General features: G+C 70.7%; 23 protein-coding genes. 14 read left to right on the forward strand and 9 right to left on the reverse strand.

Translation table 11 applies throughout. The features are described from left to right. Positions 1 to 66: 66 nt before the first annotated feature. A complete protein-coding gene (locus CW359_RS30480; RefSeq protein WP_105973404.1) occupies positions 67 to 1,650 on the reverse strand; it encodes an RICIN domain-containing protein in 1,584 nt (527 codons plus the stop codon). A 165-nt stretch (positions 1,651 to 1,815) separates the two neighbouring features. Beyond that, complete coding sequence (locus tag CW359_RS30485; protein ID WP_105973405.1) at positions 1,816 to 2,721, reverse strand: RNA polymerase sigma factor SigF; 906 nt, start codon at positions 2,719 to 2,721, stop codon at positions 1,816 to 1,818. Between the two features lie 270 nt (positions 2,722 to 2,991). On the opposite strand from CW359_RS30485, the gene CW359_RS30490 reads away from it, so the two are divergent. The 5 genes from CW359_RS30490 to CW359_RS30510 all read left to right on the forward strand — a co-directional run bounded on the left by CW359_RS30490 (position 2,992) and on the right by CW359_RS30510 (position 7,523). Next, complete coding sequence (locus tag CW359_RS30490; protein ID WP_105973406.1) at positions 2,992 to 3,378, forward strand: STAS domain-containing protein; 387 nt, start codon at positions 2,992 to 2,994, stop codon at positions 3,376 to 3,378. Between the two features lie 170 nt (positions 3,379 to 3,548). Beyond that, positions 3,549 to 4,025, forward strand: a complete 477-nt coding sequence (locus tag CW359_RS30495) for an ATP-binding protein (RefSeq protein ID WP_105973407.1) — start codon at positions 3,549 to 3,551, stop codon at positions 4,023 to 4,025. 178 nt (positions 4,026 to 4,203) lie between these two features. After that, positions 4,204 to 4,947: an LPXTG cell wall anchor domain-containing protein gene (locus CW359_RS30500; protein ID WP_105973408.1), complete on the forward strand. Its 744-nt coding sequence runs from the start codon at positions 4,204 to 4,206 to the stop codon at positions 4,945 to 4,947. Between the two features lie 108 nt (positions 4,948 to 5,055). After that, complete coding sequence (locus CW359_RS30505; RefSeq protein ID WP_105973409.1) at positions 5,056 to 6,183, forward strand: hypothetical protein; 1,128 nt, start codon at positions 5,056 to 5,058, stop codon at positions 6,181 to 6,183. A 44-nt stretch (positions 6,184 to 6,227) separates the two neighbouring features. Next, on the forward strand, positions 6,228 to 7,523 hold the full coding sequence (locus CW359_RS30510) for a hypothetical protein (protein ID WP_105973431.1): 1,296 nt from the start codon (positions 6,228 to 6,230) through the stop codon (positions 7,521 to 7,523). 108 nt (positions 7,524 to 7,631) lie between these two features. On the opposite strand, the gene CW359_RS45470 is transcribed toward CW359_RS30510, so the two are convergent. The 3 genes from CW359_RS45470 to CW359_RS30515 all read right to left on the reverse strand — a co-directional run bounded on the left by CW359_RS45470 (position 7,632) and on the right by CW359_RS30515 (position 9,676). Next, entirely contained in the window at positions 7,632 to 7,796 is a 165-nt protein-coding gene (locus CW359_RS45470) for a hypothetical protein (protein ID WP_157968663.1), read from the reverse strand. Continuing rightward, a complete protein-coding gene (locus CW359_RS45475; RefSeq protein ID WP_157968664.1) occupies positions 7,793 to 7,957 on the reverse strand; it encodes a hypothetical protein in 165 nt (54 codons plus the stop codon). The genes CW359_RS45470 and CW359_RS45475 overlap by 4 nt, the downstream gene beginning before the upstream one ends. A gap of 237 nt (positions 7,958 to 8,194) precedes the next feature. Beyond that, entirely contained in the window at positions 8,195 to 9,676 is a 1,482-nt protein-coding gene (locus CW359_RS30515) for an oligopeptide:H+ symporter (protein WP_105973410.1), read from the reverse strand. 336 nt (positions 9,677 to 10,012) lie between these two features. On the opposite strand from CW359_RS30515, the gene CW359_RS30520 reads away from it, so the two are divergent. Continuing rightward, complete coding sequence (locus CW359_RS30520; protein WP_006383781.1) at positions 10,013 to 10,690, forward strand: response regulator transcription factor; 678 nt, start codon at positions 10,013 to 10,015, stop codon at positions 10,688 to 10,690. Between the two features lie 155 nt (positions 10,691 to 10,845). Next, positions 10,846 to 12,120: an ATP-binding protein gene (locus CW359_RS30525; RefSeq protein WP_105973411.1), complete on the forward strand. Its 1,275-nt coding sequence runs from the start codon at positions 10,846 to 10,848 to the stop codon at positions 12,118 to 12,120. A gap of 93 nt (positions 12,121 to 12,213) precedes the next feature. Here CW359_RS30525 and CW359_RS30530 read toward each other — a convergent pair whose 3' ends face one another. Beyond that, on the reverse strand, positions 12,214 to 12,789 hold the full coding sequence (locus CW359_RS30530) for a GtrA family protein (protein WP_105973412.1): 576 nt from the start codon (positions 12,787 to 12,789) through the stop codon (positions 12,214 to 12,216). 144 nt (positions 12,790 to 12,933) lie between these two features. On the opposite strand from CW359_RS30530, the gene CW359_RS30535 reads away from it, so the two are divergent. From CW359_RS30535 to CW359_RS30550, 4 genes are all read left to right on the forward strand, one after another. Beyond that, positions 12,934 to 14,073 carry a 5-(carboxyamino)imidazole ribonucleotide synthase gene (locus CW359_RS30535; protein WP_105973413.1) on the forward strand — a complete coding sequence of 380 codons (1,140 nt, stop codon included), beginning with the start codon at positions 12,934 to 12,936 and terminating at the stop codon, positions 14,071 to 14,073. Then, positions 14,070 to 14,600, forward strand: coding sequence for a 5-(carboxyamino)imidazole ribonucleotide mutase (gene purE, locus CW359_RS30540; RefSeq protein ID WP_105973414.1), 531 nt, complete (start codon positions 14,070 to 14,072; stop codon positions 14,598 to 14,600). Before CW359_RS30535 ends, purE begins: the two co-directional genes overlap by 4 nt. A gap of 5 nt (positions 14,601 to 14,605) precedes the next feature. Next, complete coding sequence (locus tag CW359_RS30545; protein ID WP_105973415.1) at positions 14,606 to 15,787, forward strand: dipeptidase; 1,182 nt, start codon at positions 14,606 to 14,608, stop codon at positions 15,785 to 15,787. A gap of 132 nt (positions 15,788 to 15,919) precedes the next feature. Then, entirely contained in the window at positions 15,920 to 17,089 is a 1,170-nt protein-coding gene (locus CW359_RS30550) for a dipeptidase (RefSeq protein WP_105973416.1), read from the forward strand. Between the two features lie 22 nt (positions 17,090 to 17,111). On the opposite strand, the gene CW359_RS30555 is transcribed toward CW359_RS30550, so the two are convergent. Further along, positions 17,112 to 17,474, reverse strand: coding sequence for a VOC family protein (locus CW359_RS30555; protein WP_105973417.1), 363 nt, complete (start codon positions 17,472 to 17,474; stop codon positions 17,112 to 17,114). Positions 17,475 to 17,584: 110 nt separating this feature from the next. On the opposite strand from CW359_RS30555, the gene CW359_RS30560 reads away from it, so the two are divergent. Beyond that, entirely contained in the window at positions 17,585 to 18,094 is a 510-nt protein-coding gene (locus CW359_RS30560; protein ID WP_105973418.1) for a CGNR zinc finger domain-containing protein, read from the forward strand. 181 nt (positions 18,095 to 18,275) lie between these two features. On the opposite strand, the gene CW359_RS30565 is transcribed toward CW359_RS30560, so the two are convergent. After that, positions 18,276 to 19,619, reverse strand: coding sequence for a UDP-glucose dehydrogenase family protein (locus CW359_RS30565; RefSeq protein WP_105973419.1), 1,344 nt, complete (start codon positions 19,617 to 19,619; stop codon positions 18,276 to 18,278). A 214-nt stretch (positions 19,620 to 19,833) separates the two neighbouring features. Between CW359_RS30565 and CW359_RS30570 the strand changes: the two genes are divergently transcribed. Then, on the forward strand, positions 19,834 to 20,991 hold the full coding sequence (locus tag CW359_RS30570) for an acyl-CoA dehydrogenase family protein (protein ID WP_105973420.1): 1,158 nt from the start codon (positions 19,834 to 19,836) through the stop codon (positions 20,989 to 20,991). 80 nt (positions 20,992 to 21,071) lie between these two features. Here the strand turns inward: CW359_RS30570 and CW359_RS30575 are convergent, their stop codons facing one another. Next, the gene (locus tag CW359_RS30575; protein ID WP_105973421.1) at positions 21,072 to 22,388 is read right to left on the reverse strand and encodes an LCP family protein; all 1,317 of its coding nucleotides are present in this window, start codon (positions 22,386 to 22,388) and stop codon (positions 21,072 to 21,074) included. Positions 22,389 to 22,507: 119 nt separating this feature from the next. Here CW359_RS30575 and CW359_RS30580 point away from each other — a divergent pair, with 119 nt between their 5' ends. Then, complete coding sequence (locus CW359_RS30580; protein WP_198655445.1) at positions 22,508 to 23,056, forward strand: acyl-CoA thioesterase; 549 nt, start codon at positions 22,508 to 22,510, stop codon at positions 23,054 to 23,056. Positions 23,057 to 23,187 lie beyond the last annotated feature (131 nt).

A 23,187-nucleotide genomic window follows, 5' to 3' on the forward strand; every position in this document is an offset into this window, starting at 1 on the left:
GAGTGAAACGCGCCGCCCCCGGGGCCGGTTGGCGGGCCCGCGTTCTTCGGCTACGGCGGACGCCTCTCAACCGGCGCCCGCCCGCCACCGCTGCCCCGTCCCGCCCGTCAGCCCCACGAACTTCACCCCGCCGTCGGCCGCCGGGACCAGCCCCGTCGCGAAGGCGATCGCCGGACGGATCACCCCGTCGTCGTCCACGGTGAAGCGCAGGTTGTCGCCGTTGTCACCGTCCACCGCCGAGCACTCCCAGATCCCGACGCGCTTGGCCACATCACCCCGGCTGTCCAGGCACAGCTCGGTGTCCGCGCCCGAGCGCAGCACCCCCAAGTCGGTGTCCACGGACCAGCGTTGGGTCTTGGACGTCGCGGAACAGGGCGCCGTCAGCACATCCGTGCCCTTCTCCAGCAGCCCGTCCCGGATGTCCAGACAGCGACCGTTGGCGACGTTCACCACCTGGGCGTACGAGGCTCCCGGCGCCCGGAACACCACCGTGGGCGCCGGGGTGGGGCTGGCCGTGGGGGTCGGCTCCGGTGCCGGGGCGGACGAGGTCGGCGGCCGTGAAGTCGGCGACGGGGACGGCGACTTGGTGACCGGAGGTGCGGAGGGAGCCGTCGCCCCGGAGCTGCTCGGCACGGCGACCGGGAAGGTGTTGGAGGCGCCCTGGGGGCTCGACGAGCCGTCGCCCGAGGACAGCTGCACGATCAGCAGCGGCACCAGCGTCACGCCCAGCACCGCCGAAGCCAGCGCGAACCGACGGCGAGACGGAGACTTGGCAGGGGCCGGGCCCGGCGGCGGTGGCGGCGGGGGCCAACCGGCCTTCGAGGGGAGGGAGTTGGTGCGGGTGACGGTCGGCGCGTCCCGTGCGTACGCCGTGCCGCTCCAGGGCAGCAGGCCCTCGCCCAGCGCAGTACGCGGGTTGTCGCGCAGGGCGGCGAGTTCCTCGTAGGCCACCGAACAGTGCGGGCAGATGACCATGTGGGAGTTCAGGTCGGTGCTGTGCCGGGGGCTGACCGGGCGGACCGACTCCTCGATCAGCCGCCGGAAGTCCTGGCAGCGCGGGTCGTGGGAGGCGGCCAGCCGGGACCGCAGACAGGCCTGCGCCAGGGCCTGGAGCGCCGACTCCGTCTCGTGCGTCACGTCCTCGTGCGTCAGGCCGAGCAACTCGGCGGCCCGCTCCTCGGGTTCGCGCTCCACGATGCCGTACCAGACGAGCCCCTGGGTGCGGGCGGGCAGCGACTGGAAGGGGCTCAGCATGGGCGGGGGCGTGAACAGCTGCTCCCCGGCCGCGGTGTTGAGGGTGTTCAGGACGAGCAGCAGGCTCGGGTCGAGGCCCGCCGCCCGCTCGTCCGTCGCCCAGCCGGCCGCCAGTTCCGCGGTCAGCAGCAGGAGTTGGTGGCGCCACGGTACGCTCGGCTCGGCGCCGCGGGCCGTGTCCCGGGCCGCCTTCGTGAAGGCCTGGGCCGCCAGCTGGCCCGCCGTGGAGTCGCTCGTCGTGCACAGCCTGGCGTACGCGAGGACGGCCGCGCGATGGCGGGCCCGCAGTTCCTGCAACGCCAGGTACGCGGTGGGGGAGTTGGTCCGCAGCAGCTCGGTGAGGCGGGCGTCGGACACGCTCGCGTACAGCCCGCTGTCGTCGATGTGCTGAGCCATCCGGCCGCCTCCTCGGACCCCCGTCCGTCCTGACGTACCAGCCAGTCTGAGGGCGGCGCCGGTGACGCATGGGGCCTTTGAGGAAAGAGGGGAGGGGTTTCTGTGAGTAACCGGAGAACCCCTCCCCGGCGGAGGCCGCTCCCGGGCCGGTGGGCCCGGGGCGGGTCAGTCCTCGACCGTCAGGCCTTTCCGCAGCCGGTGCAGTGTCCGCGACAGCAGCCGTGACACATGCATCTGCGAGATGCCCAGTTCCTCGCCGATCTCCGACTGGGTCATGTTGGCGACGAACCGTAGCGAGAGGATCTGCCGGTCCCGGGGCGGGAGTCCGGCGATCAGCGGCTTCAGCGACTCGACGTACTCGATGCCCTCGATGCCGTGGTCCTCGTAACCGATGCGGTCGGCGAGGGCGCCCTCGGAGTCGTCCTCCTCGGGCTGGGCGTCGAGCGAGCTGGCGGTGTAGGCGTTCGAGGCCGCCATGCCCTCCACCACCTCGTCCTTGGAGAGGTCGAGACGGTCGGCCAGCTCGCCCACGGTGGGGGCGCGGTCGAGCTGCTGGGCCAGTTCGTCGCCCGCGCGGGCCAGGTCGAGCCGGAGCTCCTGGAGCCTGCGCGGTACCCGGACGGACCACGAGGTGTCGCGGAAGAAACGCTTGATCTCGCCGACGATCGTCGGCATCGCGAAGGTCGGGAACTCGACCCCGCGGCTCAGTTCGAAGCGGTCGATCGCCTTGATCAGGCCGATGGTGCCGACCTGGATGATGTCCTCCATGGGTTCGCTTCGTGTACGGAAGCGGGAGGCGGCGAACTTGACCAGGGCGAGGTTCAGCTCGACCAGGGTGTTGCGGACGTAGGCGTGGTCGTGCGTCCCCTCTTCGAGGGACTCCAGCCGCGCGAAGAGGGTCTTCGACAGGGCTCGCGCGTCGACCGCCCCCACCTCGTCGTACGGCGGGATCTCGGGGAGCCCGTCCAGGGGGTCCGGAAGGTGGGATTCGGGGAGTCGAGGGTCCGTGTGTTCCGGAGGGGGTGTCGACGTCGCCGTCTGGGTATGCGATGCGTCGAGCCGGGGTGACATGGTGTCCTCCATGGTTCTCGGCATGAGGCTGCCGAAGCCGGTGCGTGTGCACGTGCGGTGTAGCGGCGCCTCCAATGCCGGCCGTGTCGGGTACGTGTCTCTAGCCCTACCCGGTTTCCCGAGCCCGCCGCAAGTGCGTTCCCTTGCGGTATGTCCATATATGGGCGTTAGTTCAGGTGTCGGAGAGTGTGAGGAAGGCGTAGTGTTCGAGGACATCTGCGGGCGCGGGCGAGCGCCGGCGAGCAGCCAAGACCTCGGGAGACAGACGGCATGGACCGCGGGACGGTCGGCAGCGCACAGTCTGGCCGGCTACTTGTCGAAGTGCGGCAGGAGGGCTCCAGCGCCGTCGTGACTCCGGCGGGTGAGCTGGATCACCACACCGCCGATCTGCTGCGTGAGCCGCTTGAGGACTGCCTCGCGAAGGGTCTCGCGCGGCTGGTCGTCGACTGCGAACGGCTGGAGTTCTGCGACTCCACCGGCCTGAACGTACTGCTCGGCGCCCGGCTGAAGGCGGAGGCCGCCGGCGGCGGGGTCCATCTGGCCGGAATGCAGCCGGTGGTCGCGCGCGTGTTCGAGATCACGGGGGCGGACGCGGTGTTCACCGTGCACGACTCGCTCGCCGACGCCCTGGCCGATGAACCGCCCGAGTCGGCCTAGCCTTCCCATGTGCGACGTCCAAGGGGTGTTCTGTCGGTCCTGCCGGGCAGGAGACATCCTGAATATGCGCACAAGGGCGTGCGTAGTGATGCGTAGTGAACTGTGCGCGGTGAACCGCGCGCAACGACGACCGTGTACGTGAATTGGTGAATCGGTGAGGTGAAGCGCTGATGAGCACCACCCGGCCCGACTCGCCGGGCTCTCCGGAGTCCGCCGAGTCCAGCGGCGCTTCCGGGGGTCGGCAGACCCGCAGTCTGAGTCTCGGCGGTGAGAGCGGAGTCGTGCCGCTCGCCCGGGACTTCGCCCGGCAGGCGCTGTACGCCTGGGGCTGGCTGCCCGCCGAGACCGCCGACCGGCGTGCCGCCGCCGAGGACGTGCTGCTCGTCGTCTCCGAACTCGTCACCAACGCCTGTCTGCACGCCGACGGCCCGGACGAGATGTGGATCACCTGCGACAACAAGGTGATCCGCGTCGAGGTCGCCGACCGGGGCACCGGCCAGCCCGCCCCGCGCACCCCGCACCGCGCCGGGCGCCCGGGCGGCCACGGCATGTTCATCGTGCAGCGGCTGTGCCTGGACTGGGGGGTCGTACGGACCCCGGGCGTCGCGGGCAAGAAGGTGTGGGCGGAGCTGGGCGCTCCGGCGTGACCGCTGCCGCTGGGCCTCCGCCACCCCACCGGGATCCCGCCGGGCGCGGTCGATTTTCCGCCGATCCGGTGTGCGCTGTGTCTTCCTTCTCCTAGTTCCCCGGCGTACCTTGACGGCCGATCCGCGATCTGATGTGCCGTCAGAAACGCTGCCGGACCGCCAGGAATGGGGGACGACGATGTCGTACCACCGGACATGCCGCCGCACGCACCCGAAACGAAGCGCCGCGCTCGCCTCTGTCGCGGCCCTGGCCGGATCGGCGGTGCTGCTGGCCGCCCCCGCCGCCCGGGCCGAGGTCGTGGACGTCAACTACCAGTGCAAGACGCCGATCGGCGACAAGAGCGCCCTCTCGCCCATCGACATCAAGGCGGTGGAGAGCGGCGGCGCCTACCAGATCACCATGTCCTGGCAGAAGGGCGTCTCGTCCAGCCCGGTGGAACTCGGCAAGGGCGCGATGAACCCGAGCGCCACGATCAAGCTGGGCGGCGCGGACAGCGGCACCCTGAACGTCAGCGGACCCGCGAACGCCGAGGCGGTGCCCGCCAACACCCCCATAAAGATCAGCGACTTGAGCGGCACCTACAAACCGGCGAAGAACGGCAAGGTCACCTTCACCGCGGGCATCCTCACCATCAAGGCCCTCGGTACGACCACCACGTGCACGCCCACCAACAACCCCGGCCCGTCCCTGACGCTCGACGTCACGGGCGCCTCGGACGGCGGGAGCACGGGCGGTTCGAGCAGCACCGGCGGGTCGGGCGGTACGAGCGGCGGCTCCGAACTCCCGCAGACCGGCCCCGAGGACTCGGTGATCGCACTGGGCACCCTCGGCGGCACGGTCCTGCTCGTGGGCGCGGCGGGCGCCCTGTGGCTGACCCGCCGCAATCCGACGGCACGGGACGGGCAGACGGTACGCCGCTGAGGCACGGCCGGTCGACCACGGCAGCCGCCGCTGCGCGCGAGGCCGTGGGCACGGCGAACCGACGTACGGGCAAGGGCGGTTGGCGGACGAGCTGACAGGGGCGATGACGTGAAGCGGCGGATTCCCGCACTGGTGGCGGCGGCACTGGCGCTCGCCTTCCTGCTGCCCGGCCCCCTGTCGGCCACGACCGCCGCGGCGGCCGACGGGCCGACCGTGAAGGTCTCCAAGTCGCAGGCGGCGACCGGGGGTTCGATCATCGTGACCGGGACCGGCTGGCGGCCGAAGACGCTGCTGATGATGCTGATCTGCGGCCGGTCCGAGCCGTCCCGGGGAGTCATCGGCGGCACCAACTCCTGTGCCAACGCGGACGGCAGAGCCGTCACCACGGACACCCAGGGCGCCTTCAGCCAGAGCCTGCCGGTGGTCGGCCCGCCGGTGCCGTGCCCGTGCGTGGTCCATGTGACGACGGTGACCGGATCGTCCGACACGGCCGCAGACGCGGTGTTCGCGGTGGCCGGCCACGCCGTCGAGCCGCTGCCCGACGCGGTCGGCACCGGACGCCTCACCGTGCTCACGACCCCCCGGCTCGACGGTTCGAGCGGGCTGCTGACCTGGTTCGGGGCACCGCCCACCCGCACCCTCGTCGTCACCGTCGGCAACCTCGGCACGGCGGCCGTCAAGGACCCGGTCTTCCAAGTCGGCACCGCCCACGGGGTGTTCGCCCCGCAGTGGGACGAACAGCAGTGGCAGGGCACGATCGGCCCGGGGAAGAAGGCCCGCGTCGAGGTACCTGTCTCCCTGGCGAGCGGGGCGCACGGCGACTACTCGATCTCACTGCGGTACGGCGGCAAGGTGCTCGCCGAGCAGCCGTGGGGCGTGGGCCGGCCCTGGGGCGTGACCCTGTTCTGGTTCCTGGCCGCGGTCGTCGTACCGGCCGCGCTGTTCCGCGTCGGGATGGCGGTGGTGGACCGGGTACGGCCGCGCGGCGGGCGGCCCGTACGCAGTGACCCGGACGCCGACTCTCCGCACCCGGACAACTCCGCGCCCGTGGAGGCCACTTCGGCCCTGCCGTGGTTCACCCCGGACGCCGACCCCGGCACGAGCACGACGACCACGACGAGCGCGGCGGACACGGCGACCACGGCAGAGGCGACGACCACGGCAGGCGTCGCGAACACCACGAACACCACGAGCACTCCGACGACGAGCACGACGAAGACGAAGGGGAACACGTGAGAACGCAACGGAGACGGAGCGCGAGTGCGGCAGGGGCCCTGTTGCTGCTCGGCGGAGCGGGCGGTGTCCTGCTGGGCATGGCCGCGGCGGGGCCCGCCCAGGCCGCCGAGGTGTCGTACGCGACCAGATGCGTGCCCCCGGCGGCCTCCGGCCTCGACCCCGTCAACGGCACCACCAAGGTGCAGATCACCGCGCCCGCGACGGCGAAGGTGGGCGACGAGGTCGACGTGGTCTGGAAGTTCACCCAGGCCGCCTCCAAGAACCCCGACCTGATCGACCTGCCCGCCAACTCGGTGCAGCCCAGCGGGGTGTTGAAGGCGGCCGGAGCGCAGACCGCCGACGTCGCGATGACCGGGCCGCGCGAGAACCCGGCGATCCCCAAGGGCGGGGCGATGGTCCTGTCCGACATGAAGGGCAAGGTGAAGCTGACGACGGCGGGGGACGTGACGCTGACGCCGGACGCCTACACGATCAACGCCTTCGGCACGGACACCAAGTGTGCGCCGACGGAGACCGTGCAGCCGTCGGTGACGATCAAGGTGACGGCGGGGGACGGCGGTTCGACCAGCCCGACCCCCACCCCGACGACGACACCCACCCCGACCCCCACCGACTCCGAGTCCCCGACCCCGAGTTCGACCCCGACCCCGACGGACGGCGAGAGCGAGTCGGCGAGCAGCTCGGCGAGCCCGTCGGACGACGGCCAGACCGACTTCACCGGCGACCTCGTGCAGGTCCCGTACAAGTGCGTGACGCCCATCGGCGACAAGGACGTGACCTCGCCGATCCAGATCAACGCCAAGAAGAACGGCGGGAGTTACGACCTCACGGTCCAGTTCAAGGGCTCGGTGATGAACAGTCCCGCCGACCTTCCGGCGGACTCGGTGAAGCCGTCCATGGAGGTCGTCCTGGGCGGGTCCGACACGGGCACGGTCCATGTCGAGGGCCCGGCCAACGCCGACCCGATCAAGACCGGCGACCCGATGACGATCTCCGACATGACCGGCACCTACAAGCCGGGCGCGACCGGTGAATCGACCCTGGCACCAGGCGTGTTGACGGTGAGCGCCCTCGGCACGACGACCACCTGCACGCCCACCACCACGATGGTCTCCCTCACCCTGGACACCGAGGAACAGGCGAGCGGAGCCTCCGGCGGCTCCTCGACATCGGGCGGCACGACCTCCGGCTCCGGCAGTACGTCGACCAGTGGCGGCCTCGCGAACACGGGCGCCGAGGACAACGGCGCCCTGAAGGCGCTGGGCCTGGTCGCCGGGACGGCGATCCTGGCTGGCGTGGCGGTGTTCACCTTCATGCCGGGCCGTAAGCGCCTGCGCTGACGGCTGACCGCTGACGGCTGACCCGAGGAAACGTCAGGACCCCGCTCCGGAGCACCATCTCCGGGCGGGGTCCGGCATCCAGGACTGCCAGGCCGGGCCGGCGCGGGGTCAGGGCGCGCACTCCCGCACATGCCGGCCGTGCTCGCTCAACTCCCGCTCACAGTCGACGACTTCACCAGCGCGCCCGGCCTCCCGTGCCGCGTCCCGCTGTGCGGCCAGCGCCTCGCACACATCGCAGGGCGCCGGCTCCGCCCCGGCGGGCACCGCCGTCACGCCGACCACCTGGCGAGCGCCGACGCGAGCGAGCGCAGGACCTCGACGGTGGGCTCGGCCCAGACGCCGGGCGGCGGAACCGGCGCCGGGAGCGGGGCGGTACGGCGGGCGACGGGGGCGGGGACACGGCGGGGGAGCAGGGGGAGGGTGGTCGTCGTCATGCGGGTTCACTCCTCGGGCGGGCGGTACCGGCGAATGCCTGGGCCACGAGCATGACGCCTGAACCGGGTGAAAACGTCGCGGACAGGGCCGGGTTGACACGTTCGGCGGGGGGCGCGTTGCAGGCCGGCCGTGCCCGCTGACCGACGTACCGCCGAAACGGCCGGAGCCGCCGCGCCCGTCCGGACACGGCGGCCCCAGCCGCGTACAACCAACTGTCGAGCATGGCCAGTTGAGGCTCAGTTGACGCTGCCCATGAGCCGCTTGACCTTGTCGCGGTACGCCCAGACCGCCGCGCCCGCCGCCACGGCGAGGACCGCCTCCAGGGCCACCACGCCCATCCGGTCGAGGTTGACGCCCGCGACCGAGAGCAGGCCGGTCGTCGCGTCGCCCGCCGTGACCGCCAGGAACCAGACGCCCATCATCTGGGAGGCGTACTTCGCCGGGGCCATCTTCGTCGTGACCGACAGACCGACCGGGGAGAGGGTCAGCTCGCCGACCGTCTGGACGAAGTAGATCGCCACGATCCACATCGCCGCCGCCCTGTGGCCGTCCCCGGCGATCGACAGCGGCGCCAGGAAGAGGAAGAACGAGACGCCGACGAGGACGAGACCCGAGGCGAACTTCACGATCGTGCTCGGTTCCCTGCCCATCCGGTTCAGCGCCAGCCAGAACCAGGCGAAGACCGGGGCCAGCGCCATGATCAGCACCGGGTTCACCGACTGGTACCAGGAGACCGGGAACTCCCAGCCGAAGACCGTGTTCTCGGCCTTGCCGTCGGCGAAGATCGACAGGGTCGTGGCGCCCTGGTCGTAGATCATCCAGAAGACGGCGGCGGCGACGAAGAACCAGATGTACGCCGACATCGACGACTGCTCGGCCTTGCCGAGGTCCTTGTCGCGCTTGATACGGGCCAGGACGACCACCGGGACGATCAGACCGAGCAGGATCAGCGGGACCATGACCCAGTTCAGCGTGTAGTGGCCGGAGAAGCCGACGAACGCGTAGAACACGGCCGCTATGCCCGCCCAGAGGCCCGCCTTGCGCAGCGTCGCCGACTTCTCGGCGGCGGACAGCGGGGTCGGGACGACGCTGGAGCGCGCGTCCAGGTGGCGGCTGCCCAGCAGGAACTGGGCGAGGCCGAGCGCCATGCCGAGCGCGGCGAGGGCGAAGCCCAGATGCCAGTCGACCTTCTCGCCGATCGTGCCGATCACCAGCGGCGCGGCGAAGGCGCCCGCGTTGATGCCCATGTAGAAGACGGTGAAGCCGCCGTCGCGGCGCGGGTCGTCCGGGCCGTCGTACAGGTGGCCGACCATGGTGGAGATGTTGGCCTTGAGCAGACCCGAGCCGATCGCCACGAGCCCGAGCCCGGCGTAGAAGGTGCCCGCCGTGGGCAGGGCCAGTGTCAGATGGCCGAGCATGATGATGCCGCCCGCCACGGCGACGGTTTTCCGGGGACCCCAGACCCGGTCGCCGAACCAGCCGCCCGGCAGGGCGAGCAGATAGACGAGCGAGACGTAGACGGAGCCGATCGCGGTCGCGGCCGTGGCGCTGAGGTGCAGTCCGCTCGGCGCGATCAGGTACAGGGGGAGCAGTGCCCGCATGCCGTAGTAGGAGAACCTCTCCCACATCTCGGTCATGAAGAGCGTGGCCAGTCCGCGGGGGTGGCCGAAGAAGGACCGTCCGGAGACGGGGGAGTCCTTCGTCAGGCTGGACGCCATGGGTCGTTCCTTGCTGTCGGGGCGCACGAAAAAAGACCTTCGGCAGATAATTCGCCAAAGGTCCCCAGGTGCCGTTAAGAGCTGCTTTCACCATACGACAGTTCACTATGGTAAATGAAAGGACTTGAGACGCGGATCACAGGTGACGGGTGCGCGGCAGTCGCTTATTCGAAGGTAAGAGACAGGATCTCATCGCAGAGACACAGGTCCGGTGGTGGGGGTGCGGTGTTCACCGGCCGCGTCGTGCGGGGCGTACCCGTCATAGCGTCCGAAGGTAAGAAGCAAGAACGCCTGGTCACACCCCAGACGGCGTCCAGGGCGGTCTACCATCAGGTCATGACCCGTGTACTGCTCGCTGAGGACGACGCGTCCATCTCGGAGCCGCTGGCCCGCGCACTGCGCCGGGAAGGTTACGAGGTCGAGGTGCGCGAGGACGGACCGACCGCGCTCGACGCAGGCATCCAGGGCGGTATCGACCTGGTCGTGCTCGACCTGGGACTGCCCGGTATGGACGGCCTCGAAGTGGCCCGCCGGCTGCGTGCCGAGGGGCTGACCGTCCCGATCCTCATCCTGACCGCGCGCGCCGACGAGGTGGACACCGTCGTCGGCCTCGACGCGGGCGCCGACGACTACGTCACCAAGCCCTTCCGGCTCGCCGAACTGCTCGCCCGCGTCCGGGCCCTGCTCCGGCGCGGCGCCTCGGAACCGCAGCAGCCGCCCGCCACCCACGGAGTGCGGATCGACGTCGAGTCGCACCGGGCGTGGATGGGCGACGAGGAGCTGCAGCTCACCGCCAAGGAGTTCGACCTGCTCCGGGTGCTGGTGCGCGACGCGGGGCGGGTGGTGACCCGCGACCAGCTGATGCGCGAGGTGTGGGACACGACGTGGTGGTCGTCGACCAAGACGCTCGACATGCACATCTCTTGGCTGCGGAAGAAGCTGGGCGACGATGCGGCTAACCCTCGGTACATCGCTACTGTCCGGGGTGTCGGGTTCCGGTTCGAGAAGAGTTGACGGGGCTGGACGCGCGTAACGTCCTGGGGGTTCTGTTCGGTGCGCGGCCGGCCGCCGGTGGGGGCTGATCGCGCAGTTCCCCGCGCCCCTGGAAGCGCCCCTGCGGGGCGCCCAGGGCCCGTCCCCCCATCCGTCAGTCATCGCCCGGAGGGGCCGTGCGTCGTCGTCTCATCCAATCCACCCTCGCTGTCGTGCTCGTCGTCATCGCCGTGTTCGGGGTGTCCCTCGTCATCGTCGAGACGCGGACGATCAGTGCCAGTGCTCAGGAGCGGGTGGACTCCGAGGCCGTGCGGCTGGCCAGCATCGTGGACAGCCGGATACTCGGTGACGAGCAGATCAACTCAAAGGTGCTGCGCGGACTCGTCACCGGGGACCGGTACGCCGTCGTACGCATCCCGGGGAGGGCGCCGATCGAGGTCGGGGACCAGCCCGTAGGGGACGTCATCTCCGCCGAGGAGGACGGCGAGGAGGGCGAGACCGTCCGGGTCGAGGAACCCCGTTCCTCCGTGACCCGTGAGGTCGGCCGCACGCTGCTGATCATCGGCGCCGTCGCGCTGCTCGCCGTCATCGCCGCCGTCCTGCTCGCCGTACGCCAGGCCAACCGCCTCGCCTCACCCCTCACCGACCTCGCCGAGACCGCCGAACGCCTCGGCTCCGGCGACCCGCGCCCCCGGCACAAGCGGTACGGCGTCCCGGAGCTGGACCGGGTCGCGGACGTGCTGGACAGCTCGGCGGAACGTATCGCCCGGATGCTCACGGCGGAACGGCGCCTGGCGGCAGATGCCTCGCACCAGCTCCGTACGCCCCTCACCGCGCTCTCGATGCGCCTGGAGGAGATCACCCTCACCGACGACCCGGACACGGTGAAGGAGGAGGCCACGATCGCGCTCACGCAGGTCGAACGCCTCACGGACGTCGTCGAACGGCTCCTCACCAACGCCCGCGACCCGCGCACCGGCTCCGCCGTCTCCTTCGACCTCGACGAGGTCATCCAGCAGCAGCTGGCCGAGTGGCGCCCCGCCTACCGCAGCGCGGGCCGGGCCATAGTCAGCTCGGGCAAACGCCATCTGCAGGCCGTCGGCACCCCGGGCGCGGTCGCTCAGGTGCTCGCCGCCCTGATCGAGAACTCCCTCATGCACGGCGGCGGCACGGTCGCCCTGCGTACCCGCGTCATCGGCAACCAGGCGGTGATCGAGGTCACGGACGAGGGCGCAGGCGTCCCGGCGGACCTGGGCGCCCGCATCTTCGAGCGAGCGATCAGCGGCCGTAACTCCACGGGCATCGGCCTGGCGGTCGCCCGAGACCTGGCAGAGGCCGACGCGGGCCGCCTGGAGCTGCTCCAGCAGCAGCCCCCGGTCTTCGGCCTCTTCCTGTCCCGGACCCCGCTGAAGAAGAACCAGGGCGGCGAGGAAGAGCGCACGGTGCGTTAACGGGTGACGCTCAGGGGGCGCCCCTCAGGGGCGCGGGGAACTGCGCGACCAGCCACGACGGCGCCGCACCGCACTGCACCGAACCGAACCCGCTCAACCCACCCGCTGCCGCTGATTCCGGCGCCCCGGGATCGCCCCACCCTCGGGGAGAGGCGCCTCCTCCAGGAACGCCTCCGCACTCGCCACAGCCTCCCGCGCGGGCAACGTACGAAACACCCACGTCCGGTACGACCAGAACCGGAACAACGTCGCGACCCCGATCCCCACGAACTTGAAGACGTTGCTCTGCAGCGGACTGTCAAGACCGAAGCCGTACGTCGCCGCGTACAGCACCCCGTTCTCGATGACCAGCCCCACCGCGCTGAACAGCAGGAACAGCGACAGTTCCTTCGTACGACCGCTCTTGTCGCGGTCCCGGTAGGTGAAGTACCGGAAGCCGATGTAGTTCGTGCAGATCGCGACGACCGTGGCGACCACACTCGCGCGGACCACCGGAAGGTCGGTCGTGTGCCGGACCAGGTTGAAGACGAGGAGGTTGACGAGCAGTCCCGCCGTGCCCACCGCCCCGAACTTCGCGACCTCGGCCGCGAACTGGTCGAAGCGCCGGCGTACGGCGCCCGGAGGCTTCGTACGCGGCCCGTCGGAACCGCGTTTGGAACCACGTTCCATGGTCTGTCGGCCCCCGTCTGTGGGATCGCCCTGTGGGATTTCGTCAACCCAGCCATGCTAACCACCCCCTCTGGGGCTCGCCTGTGTGTACGGGGTCACAGGCGTGTAATGAGGGCGGGACGGCCGGGCCGATACTCTTGGAGGGTGACGTTCCCGGTAGTCGGCATGGTCGGCGGGGGGCAGCTCGCTCGTATGACACACGAGGCGGGCATCCCGCTCGGCATCAGGTTCAAGCTCCTCAGTGACACCCCGCAGGAATCCGCTGCGCAGGTCGTCGGCGATGTCGTCGTCGGCGACTACCGCGACCTGGAGACGCTGCGCGCGTTCGCGCAGGGGTGCGATGTGATCACCTTCGATCACGAACACGTCCCGACCGAGCATCTACGGGCCCTGGAGGCGGACGGCATCCCCGTCCGCCCCGGCCCGGACGCGCTCGTGCACGCCCAGGACAAGGGCGTGATGCGGGCGAAACTCGTCGAGATCGGCGTGCCGTGCCCACGGCACCGGATCGTGACGGATCCCGCCGACGTCGTCGCCTTCGCGGCCGAGGGGGACGGCTTCCCGGTCGTCCTCAAGACGGTCCGCGGCGGCTACGACGGCAAGGGCGTGTGGATCGTCCGGTCCGAGGCCGACGCCGCCGACCCCTTCCGGGCGGGCGTCCCGGTCCTGGCCGAGGAGAAGGTCGACTTCGTACGGGAACTCGCGGCGAACGTCGTCCGCTCCCCGCACGGCCAGGCGGTCGCGTACCCGGTGGTCGAGTCGCAGCAGGTCGACGGCGTGTGCGACACCGTCATCGCGCCCGCGCCGGGCATCGCGGAGGAACTGGCCCTCCACGCGGAGGCGCTGGCCCTGCGCATCGCCAAGGAACTGGGCGTGGTCGGCCACCTGGCCGTAGAGCTGTTCGAGACGGCCGACGGCCGCATCCTGGTCAACGAACTGGCGATGCGCCCGCACAACTCGGGCCACTGGACCCAGGACGGCGCGATCACCAGCCAGTTCGCCAACCACGTCCGCGCGGTCCTCGACCTCCCCCTCGGCGACCCGCGCCCCCGCGCCAGGTGGACGGTCATGGCGAACGTCCTCGGCGGCGACTACCCCGACATGTACTCCGCGTACCTGCACTGCATGGCCCGCGACCCCCAGCTGAAGATCCACATGTACGGCAAGGACGTGAAGCCCGGCCGCAAGGTGGGCCACGTCAACACCTACGGCGACGACCTGGACGACGTGCTGGAGCGCGCCCGTCACGCAGCCGGCTATCTGAGAGGGACCATCACCGAATGAGCCCCGTTGTAGGCATCGTCATGGGTTCGGACTCGGACTGGCCCGTCATGGAGGCCGCCGCCCAGGCCCTGGACGAGTTCGAGATCGAGTACGAGGTCGACGTCGTCTCCGCGCACCGCATGCCGCACGAGATGATCGCGTACGGCGAGCAGGCCGCCGGGCGCGGGCTGAAGGCGATCATCGCGGGGGCCGGGGGCGCCGCCCACCTCCCCGGCATGCTCGCCTCGGTGACCCCGCTGCCCGTGATCGGCGTGCCCGTCCCCCTCAAGTACCTCGACGGCATGGACTCGTTGCTGTCGATCGTGCAGATGCCGGCCGGGGTGCCGGTCGCGACCGTCTCGGTCGGCGGGGCGCGCAACGCCGGTCTGCTCGCGGCCCGCATCCTCGCCTCGCACGACGAGGAACTCCTCGGCCGGATGCGGGAGTTCCAGCAGGAGCTGAACGACCAGGCCACCGAGAAGGGCAAGCGGCTGCGCGCCAAGGTCGAGAGCGGCGCGGGCAGCGGCGGCTTCGGCTTCGGCAAGTGACGCCCGTGAGCGGCTCGTTGGCGGCGGCCCGGGAACTCCTGCGCGAGTTCCCGGTCGTCGACGGCCACAACGACCTCCCGTGGGCGCTGCGCGAACAGGTCCGCTACGACCTCGGCGCCCGCGACATCGCCACCCACCAGGGCGCCCATCTGCACACCGACCTCCCGCGCCTGCGCGAGGGCGGGGTCGGCGCGCAGTACTGGTCGGTGTACGTCCGCTCGGACCTGCCCGACGCGGTGCCCGCGACCCTCGAACAGATCGACTGCGTACGTCAGTTGATCGCGCGGTACGGCAGCGAACTGCGGCCCGCGCTGACCGCCGCCGACATGGAGGCGGGCCGCCGTGAGGGACGTATCGCCTCCCTCATGGGCGCCGAGGGCGGTCACTCGATCGCCAACTCCCTCGGCACCCTGCGGCAGTTGTACGAGCTGGGCGTGCGCTACCTGACCCTCACCCACAACGACAACGTGGCGTGGGCGGACTCGGCGACCGACGAACCGGGCGTCGGCGGGCTCTCGGAGTTCGGCCGCGAGGTGGTCCGGGAGATGAACCGCCTCGGCATGCTGGTCGACCTCTCGCACGTCGCCGCGACGACGATGCGGCACGCACTGGACACCTCCGTCGCGCCGGTGATCTTCTCCCACTCCTCCTCGCGCGCGGTGTGCGACCACCCCCGCAACATCCCCGACGACGTGCTGGAGCGCCTGCCCGTCAACGGCGGCATGGCCATGGTGACCTTCGTACCGAAGTTCGTCCTCCAGGCCGCCGTCGACTGGACGGCCGCCGCCGACGACAACATGCGCGCCCACGGCCTCCACCACCTCGCCACCACCCCCGAGGCGATGAAGGTCCACCGCGCCTTCGAGGAGACGAACCCGCGCCCGGTCGCCACGGTCGCGACGGTCGCCGACCACCTGGACCACATGCGCGAGGTGGCCGGCATCGACCACCTGGGCATCGGCGGCGACTACGACGGCACGGCGTTCACCCCGGAGGGCCTGGACGACGTCTCCGGCTACCCGAACCTCGTCGCCGAGCTGCTCGACCGGCGCTGGTCGAGGACCGACCTCGCCAAGCTGACCTGGGGCAACGCGGTGCGGGTCCTGGGCGCGGCGGAGGACGTGGCGCAAGAGGTACAGGCGAGGCGCGGCCCCTCCAACGCCACGCTGGAGCAGCTGGACGGCTGAGACGAGGGGCCAGGACAGGCCCCGGGTGGGGCGTACCCCCGAACGCCCCACCCACCAGGTAGCCCCCTCGCCTCCGTGCGACGGTGACCGTATTGCGATCACGAGGTAGATCACGACGTACGGAGCCCCGTCATGGCCGACCTACAGGACGAACTGCACATCACAGCCGAGGTCGGGGAACTCGACCCGCCGGTGTCCCCGCCGACCCCTCTGCCGGAGCTGCCGGAGCTGCCGGACCTCGACGAGCACGCCCTCGTCGCGGAGCCCTGCCTCGCGCCCCTTTCCGACCAGGACGCCGCCCCCCTCGACCGCGCCCACACCATCCTCGCCGCGCACCCCGTCGCCGACGGCTACAGCGGGCTGCCCTGGGCGCTGCGGCACCTGCCCTGGTACGACCTGGAGCTGGGCGAGAGCACCATCGACACCGATGTGCCCCGGATGCGCCGTGGCCACGTCGGCGCGCTGTTCTGGGCGCTGCACCTGCCGGAGGGCCTCGCGGTCGACCGGGCCGTCGGGGCCACCCTGGAGCAGTTGGACCTGGTCAAGACGGTCGCCCGCAGCCACCCCGAGGGCCTGCGGCTCGCGGGCGACGCCGGCCAGGTCACCGACGCCCGCAACTGCGGACGCGTCGCCGTCGTGCTCGGGCCCGCCGCGGCAGCCGCCCTCGACGACTCGCTCGGCATCCTGCGCGTCCTGCACTCGCTGGGCCTGCGCGTGCTCACTCTCTCCGGTACGTCCTGGGCGAGCGAGGCCGGGCTCACCCGGTTCGGCGAGGAGGTGGTCCGCGAGATGAACCGGCTCGGGGTGCTCGCCGACCTCTCCGGCGCCTCCGACGCCACCATCCACCGCGCCGTCCGCATCTCCAAGGCGCCGGTCCTGTGCACCCGCTCCGCCGCCCGCGCCCTGCGCCCGCACCCCGCCAACCTGCCCGACGCGACCCTCGCCGAGCTGGGCGCGGCCGGCGGCCTGTGCCTGGTGCCGCTGACGGCCGAGCAGACCGGGCCGACCGTCCGCGACGTCGCCGACCACCTCGACCACGTCCGCGCGGTCGCGGGCCCGGAGTGCGTCGGCCTGTCCGGCACGTACGACTCCGGCAGCGCCCACCCGCAGGAACTCGGGGACGCCTCCTGCTACCCGAACCTGATCGCCGAACTCCTGCGCCGAGGCTGGACCGAACCCGACATCGCCCTCCTCACCTGGGGCAACGTCCAACGAGTCCTGCGCACCGCCGACTTCACGGCCAAGGCCGCCCAGCAGCGCCGCGAGCCCTCCACGGCCCGCATCGCGGAACTGGACGGCTGACGGCCGCCGGGCCCTCCGACGCTCACCCGATCCGGCAGAGGCAGAACGGATGCCCTGCCGGATCGGCGTACACCCGGAAGGAACGCGCCCGGTCCTCCGTCTCCAGCGGCCTCGCGCCCAGCGCGAGCACCTCCCGCTCGGCCACGTCCAGGTCGGCCACGGCCACGTCCAGATGGAACTGCTGCGAGGCGTCGGGCGACGGCCACTTCGGCGGTACGTGGCCGGGGGCGGCCTGGAAGGCCAGCGTGGGCCCGTCCGGGAGCCGCAGGTCGACCCAGTCCTCCTCGACCACGGGGGTGCCGCCCAGCAGCGCGGAGTAGAACGCGGCGAGCGCGCCGGGGTCGGGACAGTCCAGTACGACGGATTCGAGCTTGGCGATGGGCATGGCTTCCTCCGTTGATTGCCTTCACCGTTACCTATTGATGGGTGTCATCAGGTAACGCCCTCACCGTAGCGGTTACCGTATGCCCGCGCCTAGGAGGTAACGTCGGCGACATGAGCGAGAACGCGTCCGCACCCGGGGGACTGGCCCTCGTGGAGGCCCTGGTGAACACCCGGAGCCTGGACTCGGACCGGGACGCGCTGGACACCGCCGAGGGACGGGTCCCCTTCGGCATCGAGGAGATCGCCGAGCGCGAGCTGGCGGAGATCAAGGACCTGCGCGAGTCCCTGCGGGCCGTCTGCCTCGCCCACGCCGGTCACCCACCGCACGACACCGTCCAGCCCCTGGGTCGACTGCTCGCCCGCGCACCCCTGTTGGTCACCGTCGACGAACAGGACGGCTCGGCCCGCCTGACCCCCGCCGAGGAGGGCCCGCTGCTCTCCCGCGTCGCCGCCGCCGTCGCCGAGGCGCTCACCGACGGCACCTGGCTGCGCCTCAAGGCCTGCGAACTCCCCGACTGCCACTGGGCGTACTTCGACCGCAGCCCCGCGGGCCGGCGCCGCTGGTGCTCCATGTCGGTGTGCGGGGCGCGCGCGAAGATGCGGCGGTACCGCGCGAAATAGGGCGCCCGCACAGGCTGGCCATGTGCTGCGGGCGCCCAGGATTTGGAATGTGGTTCCCGAAGTGTGGCGGGGATGTGGAGAATGGGCCCAGGCGCCGGTCCGGCCGACTGAGCCTCGGCCGGACCGGCGTCCCTCCGCACTCAGGAGACACCGGCCTCCCCGCGCGCGGACCAGGGGTCGTTCAGGCCGTGGGCCGCCCCATCGCCCGGTACGTCCACCCGGCCTTCCGCCACAGCTGCGGGTCGAGGGCGTTGCGCCCGTCCAGGATCAGCCGCTGGGACACTGCCTCGCCCAGCGCCGCCGGGTCCAGCTCGCGGAACTCCCGCCACTCCGTGAGATGCAGTACGGCGTCGGCGCCCCGGACCGCCTCCATGGCCGTGTCGGCGTAGGCGAGCGTCGGGAAGAGCCTGCGCGCGTTGGTCATGCCCTTCGGGTCGTACACCGTCACCTGGCCGCCCTGGAGGTGGATCTGCCCGGCGACGTTCAGGGCGGGCGAGTCACGGACGTCGTCCGAGTCGGGCTTGAAGGTGGCGCCCAGCACCGCGACGCGCTTGCCGAGGAAGGGCCCGCCGCCCAGCGCCTGCCGGGCCAGCTCCACCATCTGGCCGCGCTGGCGCATGTTGATCGAGTCGATCTCCCGCAGGAAGGTCAGCGCCTGGTCCGCGCCCAGCTCACCGGCGCGCGCCATGAACGCCCGGATGTCCTTGGGCAGACAGCCGCCGCCGAAGCCGATCCCGGCCCGCAGGAACTTCGCGCCGATCCGGTCGTCGTACCCGATCGCCTCCGCCAGCTTGGCGACGTCCCCGTCGGCGGCCTCGCAGACCTCCGCCATGGCGTTGATGAACGAGATCTTGGTGGCCAGGAAGGAGTTCGCGGAGGTCTTCACCAGCTCGGCGGTCGGGAAGTCGGTGACGACGAAGGGCGTGCCCTCCCCGATCGGCGTCGAGTACACCTCGCGCAGCAGCTTCTCGGCCCGCTCGCTGCGCACGCCGACCACGATCCGGTCCGGGTGCAGCGTGTCGTTCACGGCGAAGCCCTCGCGCAGGAACTCCGGGTTCCAGGCCAGCTCGGCGTCCGCGCCGGCGGGCGCGAGCCCGCTGATCGTCCGGGCCAGCCGGTCCGCCGAGCCGACCGGCACGGTCGACTTGCCGACGACCAGGGCGGGGGAGGTGAGATGCGGGGCCAGGGACTCGATCGCGGCATCGACGTACGACATGTCGCACGCGTACTCGCCGTGCTTCTGCGGGGTGTTCACACAGACGAAGTGGACGTCGCCGAAGGCGGCCACCTCGGCCCAGTCCATGGTGAAGCGCAGCCGCCCGGTGGACCCCTCGATCCCCGCGACATGCTTGCGCAGCAGCTCCTCCAGCCCCGGCTCGTACATCGGGACCTGCCCGCGCCGCAGCAGGTCGATCTTCTCCTCGACGACGTCCAGCCCCAGCACCTCGAACCCCAGCTCGGCCATGGCGGCGGCGTGGGTGGCACCGAGATAGCCGGTGCCGATCACAGTGATCTTGAGAGCCATCGGTGCTCCTGGGGTATGGGTCGTACGTGCGATCAACGAGCATAGTCGGGGCGTCACAAGGCCCCTCACCGGGCAGATTTCCCCCTGTCGCCAAGCTCACGTATCAGTCCCGTGGGCGGGCGCTAAAATTTGGGTTACTTAACGGTAGTTAGCCTGGCAGTCAGCCTGCGTCGCACGACGTCAGTCACACAGCGTCTTTGGAGCGTGAGAGACCTTGGCCGGATCGGCTGATTTCGACCTGTACCGCCCGTCCGAGGAGCACGACATGCTCCGCGACGCGATCCGCTCCCTGGCCGAGGCGAAGATCTTGCCGTACGCCGCGGTGGTGGACGAGGAGGCCCGCTTCCCGCAGGAGGCCCACGACGCGCTGGTCGCCAGCGACCTGCACGCCGTGCACGTACCGGAGTCGTACGGCGGCGCGGGCGCCGACGCCCTCGCCACGGTGATCGTGATCGAGGAGGTGGCGAGGGTCTGCGCCAGCTCCTCCCTGATCCCCGCCGTCAACAAGCTGGGCTCCCTCCCGGTGATCCTCTCCGGCTCGGAGGAGCTGAAGAAGAAGTACATGACCCCGCTCGCCAAGGGCGAGGGCATGTTCTCGTACTGCCTCTCGGAGCCCGACGCGGGCTCGGACGCGGCCGGCATGAAGACGCGGGCGGTCCGCGAGGGCGACTCCTGGGTCCTCAACGGCGTGAAGCGCTGGATCACCAACGCGGGCGAGTCCGAGTACTACACGGTGATGGCGGTCACCGACCCGACGAAGCGCAGCAAGGGCATCTCGGCCTTCGTCGTCGAGAAGTCGGACGAGGGCGTCTCCTTCGGTGCCCCCGAGAAGAAGCTCGGCATCAAGGGCAGCCCGACCCGCGAGGTCTACCTCGACAACGTCCGCATCCCCGCCGACCGCATCATCGGCGACGAGGGCACCGGCTTCGCCACCGCGATGAAGACCCTGGACCACACCCGCATCACGATCGCCGCCCAGGCCCTCGGCATCGCCCAGGGCGCCCTCGACTACGCCAAGGGCTACGTCAAGGAGCGCAAGCAGTTCGGCAAGCCGATCGCGGACTTCCAGGGCATCCAGTTCATGCTGGCCGACATGGCGATGAAGATCGCGGCGGCCCGCGCCCTGACGTACCAGGCGGCAGCCGCCTCGGAACGCCTCGACAGCGACCTCACCTTCCAGGGCGCGGCGGCGAAGTGCTTCGCGTCGGACGTGGCGATGGAGGTCACGACGGACGCGGTCCAGCTGCTGGGCGGCTACGGCTACACGCGTGACTACCCGGTGGAGCGGATGATGCGCGACGCCAAGATCACCCAGATCTACGAGGGCACGAACCAGGTCCAGCGGATCGTGATGGCGAGGAACCTGCCGTAACACCCGAGGACGTGAGTCGGCCCCTGCCCGAAGTACCGGGCAGGGGCCGACTCACGTATGGCGCTAGGGCGCTATGGCGCTCAGTTACCGGTGACGGTGACCTTGTCGTCGTTCTTCAGCTCGGTCACGAGGGTCTTCACCTTCGCCTTGTCCCAGAGGAGGTTTCCGCCGGTCGAGCCCGAGATCGGCATGTTCATGGACTTGCCGTCGCCGCCCGTGACGCCCTTCATCGCCCAGAACATGTCGGCCAGGTCGAACAGGCCCATGTCCTTGTCGACGATCAGGGTGTCGAGGCCCGCGCTCATCGTCGGGTACAGCTTGAAGGGGTTCAGGACCGTGCCCGGCGTCGCGGTCTGGCTCGCCAGCGCCGCGAGGAACTTCTGCTGGTTCTTCGTACGGTCCAGGTCGCTGCCCGCGAGGGCGTACCGGGTACGGACGAAGGCCAGCGCCTGCTCGCCGTTGAGGGTCTGCTTGCCCGCCGTGAAGTTGGCGCCGGACTTGGTGTCCTTCATCCCGCCCTTGGGGATGGTCAGCTCCACGCCGCCGACCGCGTCCACGATGTTGGCGAAGCCGGCGAAGCCGATCTCGACGTAGTGGTCGATGCGCAGTCCGGTGTTGAACTCGACGGTACGGACGAGCAGTTCGGGACCGTCCTCCGCGTAGGCCGCGTTCAGCTTCACGTGCCTGCCGGTGCCCTTGTACGTCTTGCCGGACTCGGAGCCGACGAAGCTCGGGATCTCCACGTCCGAGTCACGGGGGAGGGAGACGAGGGTCGGGCCGTTGTCGCCGGTGTGCAGGATCATCATCGAGTCGGTGCGCTTGCCCTCGGCGGAGCCGGTACGCAGCTTCTTCTTCTCCTCGGCGGACAGCCCGGCGCGGCTGTCGGAGCCGACGATCAGGTAGTTCGTGCCCTTGCCCGCGTCCGGCCGGTCGATGACCTTGGAGAGGTCGACCTCGCGGTTCAGCTTGGAGTCGGCCCAGAAGTACGTGCTGACGGAGACGACGACCAGCAGCGTCACGAGGGTGATGGCGGTCCACTTGATCCGCTTGCGCCAGTCGGGAGCCGACCGTTCCCCACGCCCACCGCCACCCACGGCACCGCCTCCACTGCCGCCGCCGTAGACCTGCCCGGTGTTGTAGCCGCCGTTGCCGTAGTCATTGCCGTAGCCGTTGCCGCTCTGGTTCCCGTAGGGATCGTCGGCGTACGGCTGCTGCTGCGGAACCCCGCCACCGTACGGCGGTGCGGAGGCCCCCTGCCCGTACTGGCCGCCTTGGCCACCCTGGCCGCGCTGGACCTGTCGCATCACGCGCGCACCCTCGGGCTGTGCGTTCGCGCTGCCGCGACCGTACCGGTTGTTGCGGTTGTCGTCGGACCAGGCGTCAGGCCAATCGTTCATGCCGACCAGTGTGCAGTGCCGGGGTGTCTCCTATACAAGGGTCGAAGGAAATTAGGAGCAGGGCTGTTGCGAAGCTGACACAAATCGCCCATGTGTACGCCCGGCATAAGGTGAGGGCCATGACAGACCAGGCCACCGGCACAGAAGCGGCGCCCCCGGGCAAGCCGACCTCCGCCTCCCGGACCACCCTCAGCCACATCATGACCCACGCCGACACCAACCTCCTCGGTACGGTGCACGGCGGCGTGATCATGAAACTGGTCGACGACGCGGCGGGCGCGGTTGCAGGCCGGCACAGCGGGGGCCCCGCGGTGACGGCGTCCATGGACGAGATGGCGTTCCTGGAGCCGGTGCGGGTGGGAGACCTGGTCCACGTGAAGGCCCAGGTCAACTGGACCGGCCGCACGTCCATGGAGGTGGGCGTACGGGTCCTGGCGGAGCGCTGGAACGAGTCGACCCCGGCGACACAGGTGGGCTCGGCGTACCTGGTCTTCGCGGCGGTGGACGAGGAGGGCAAGCCCCGCAGGGTCCCCCCGGTCCTCCCGGAGACGGACCGAGACGAACGCCGCTACCAGGAGGCCCAGATCCGCCGCACCCACCGCTTGGCCCGGAGGAGGGCGATCATGGAACTGAGGGAGAGAAGAGCGGCGGAGGGCTTGGACGACTGAGGCCCCTTTTCTTCGCCCCCGCCGCCCCTACCCGTTCCCATCCTTCTGGGGGCTGCGCCCCCAGACCCCCGCTGAACGGCCTCGTCCTCAAACGCCGGACGGGCTGAGATACCCAGCCCGTCCGGAGTTTG

This window comes from Streptomyces geranii (assembly GCF_002954775.1).
GTDB classification, from domain to species: domain Bacteria; phylum Actinomycetota; class Actinomycetes; order Streptomycetales; family Streptomycetaceae; genus Streptomyces; species Streptomyces geranii.

What these genes read in the sequence shown, in the direction of transcription:
- CW359_RS30480 (WP_105973404.1), bottom strand. Translation starts at nt 1,650, where the DNA reads ATGGCTCAGCACATCGACGACAGCGGGCTGTACGCGAGCGTGTCCGAC.
- CW359_RS30485 (WP_105973405.1), bottom strand. Translation starts at nt 2,721, where the DNA reads ATGTCACCCCGGCTCGACGCATCGCATACCCAGACGGCGACGTCGACA.
- CW359_RS30490 (WP_105973406.1), top strand. Translation starts at nt 2,992, where the DNA reads ATGGACCGCGGGACGGTCGGCAGCGCACAGTCTGGCCGGCTACTTGTC.
- CW359_RS30495 (WP_105973407.1), top strand. Translation starts at nt 3,549, where the DNA reads ATGAGCACCACCCGGCCCGACTCGCCGGGCTCTCCGGAGTCCGCCGAG.
- CW359_RS30500 (WP_105973408.1), top strand. Translation starts at nt 4,204, where the DNA reads ATGTCGTACCACCGGACATGCCGCCGCACGCACCCGAAACGAAGCGCC.
- CW359_RS45475 (WP_157968664.1), bottom strand. Translation starts at nt 7,957, where the DNA reads ATGACGACGACCACCCTCCCCCTGCTCCCCCGCCGTGTCCCCGCCCCC.
- CW359_RS30515 (WP_105973410.1), bottom strand. Translation starts at nt 9,676, where the DNA reads ATGGCGTCCAGCCTGACGAAGGACTCCCCCGTCTCCGGACGGTCCTTC.
- CW359_RS30520 (WP_006383781.1), top strand. Translation starts at nt 10,013, where the DNA reads ATGACCCGTGTACTGCTCGCTGAGGACGACGCGTCCATCTCGGAGCCG.
- CW359_RS30530 (WP_105973412.1), bottom strand. Translation starts at nt 12,789, where the DNA reads ATGGAACGTGGTTCCAAACGCGGTTCCGACGGGCCGCGTACGAAGCCT.
- purE (WP_105973414.1), top strand. Translation starts at nt 14,070, where the DNA reads ATGAGCCCCGTTGTAGGCATCGTCATGGGTTCGGACTCGGACTGGCCC.
- CW359_RS30550 (WP_105973416.1), top strand. Translation starts at nt 15,920, where the DNA reads ATGGCCGACCTACAGGACGAACTGCACATCACAGCCGAGGTCGGGGAA.
- CW359_RS30555 (WP_105973417.1), bottom strand. Translation starts at nt 17,474, where the DNA reads ATGCCCATCGCCAAGCTCGAATCCGTCGTACTGGACTGTCCCGACCCC.
- CW359_RS30560 (WP_105973418.1), top strand. Translation starts at nt 17,585, where the DNA reads ATGAGCGAGAACGCGTCCGCACCCGGGGGACTGGCCCTCGTGGAGGCC.
- CW359_RS30565 (WP_105973419.1), bottom strand. Translation starts at nt 19,619, where the DNA reads ATGGCTCTCAAGATCACTGTGATCGGCACCGGCTATCTCGGTGCCACC.
- CW359_RS30575 (WP_105973421.1), bottom strand. Translation starts at nt 22,388, where the DNA reads ATGAACGATTGGCCTGACGCCTGGTCCGACGACAACCGCAACAACCGG.
- CW359_RS30580 (WP_198655445.1), top strand. Translation starts at nt 22,508, where the DNA reads ATGACAGACCAGGCCACCGGCACAGAAGCGGCGCCCCCGGGCAAGCCG.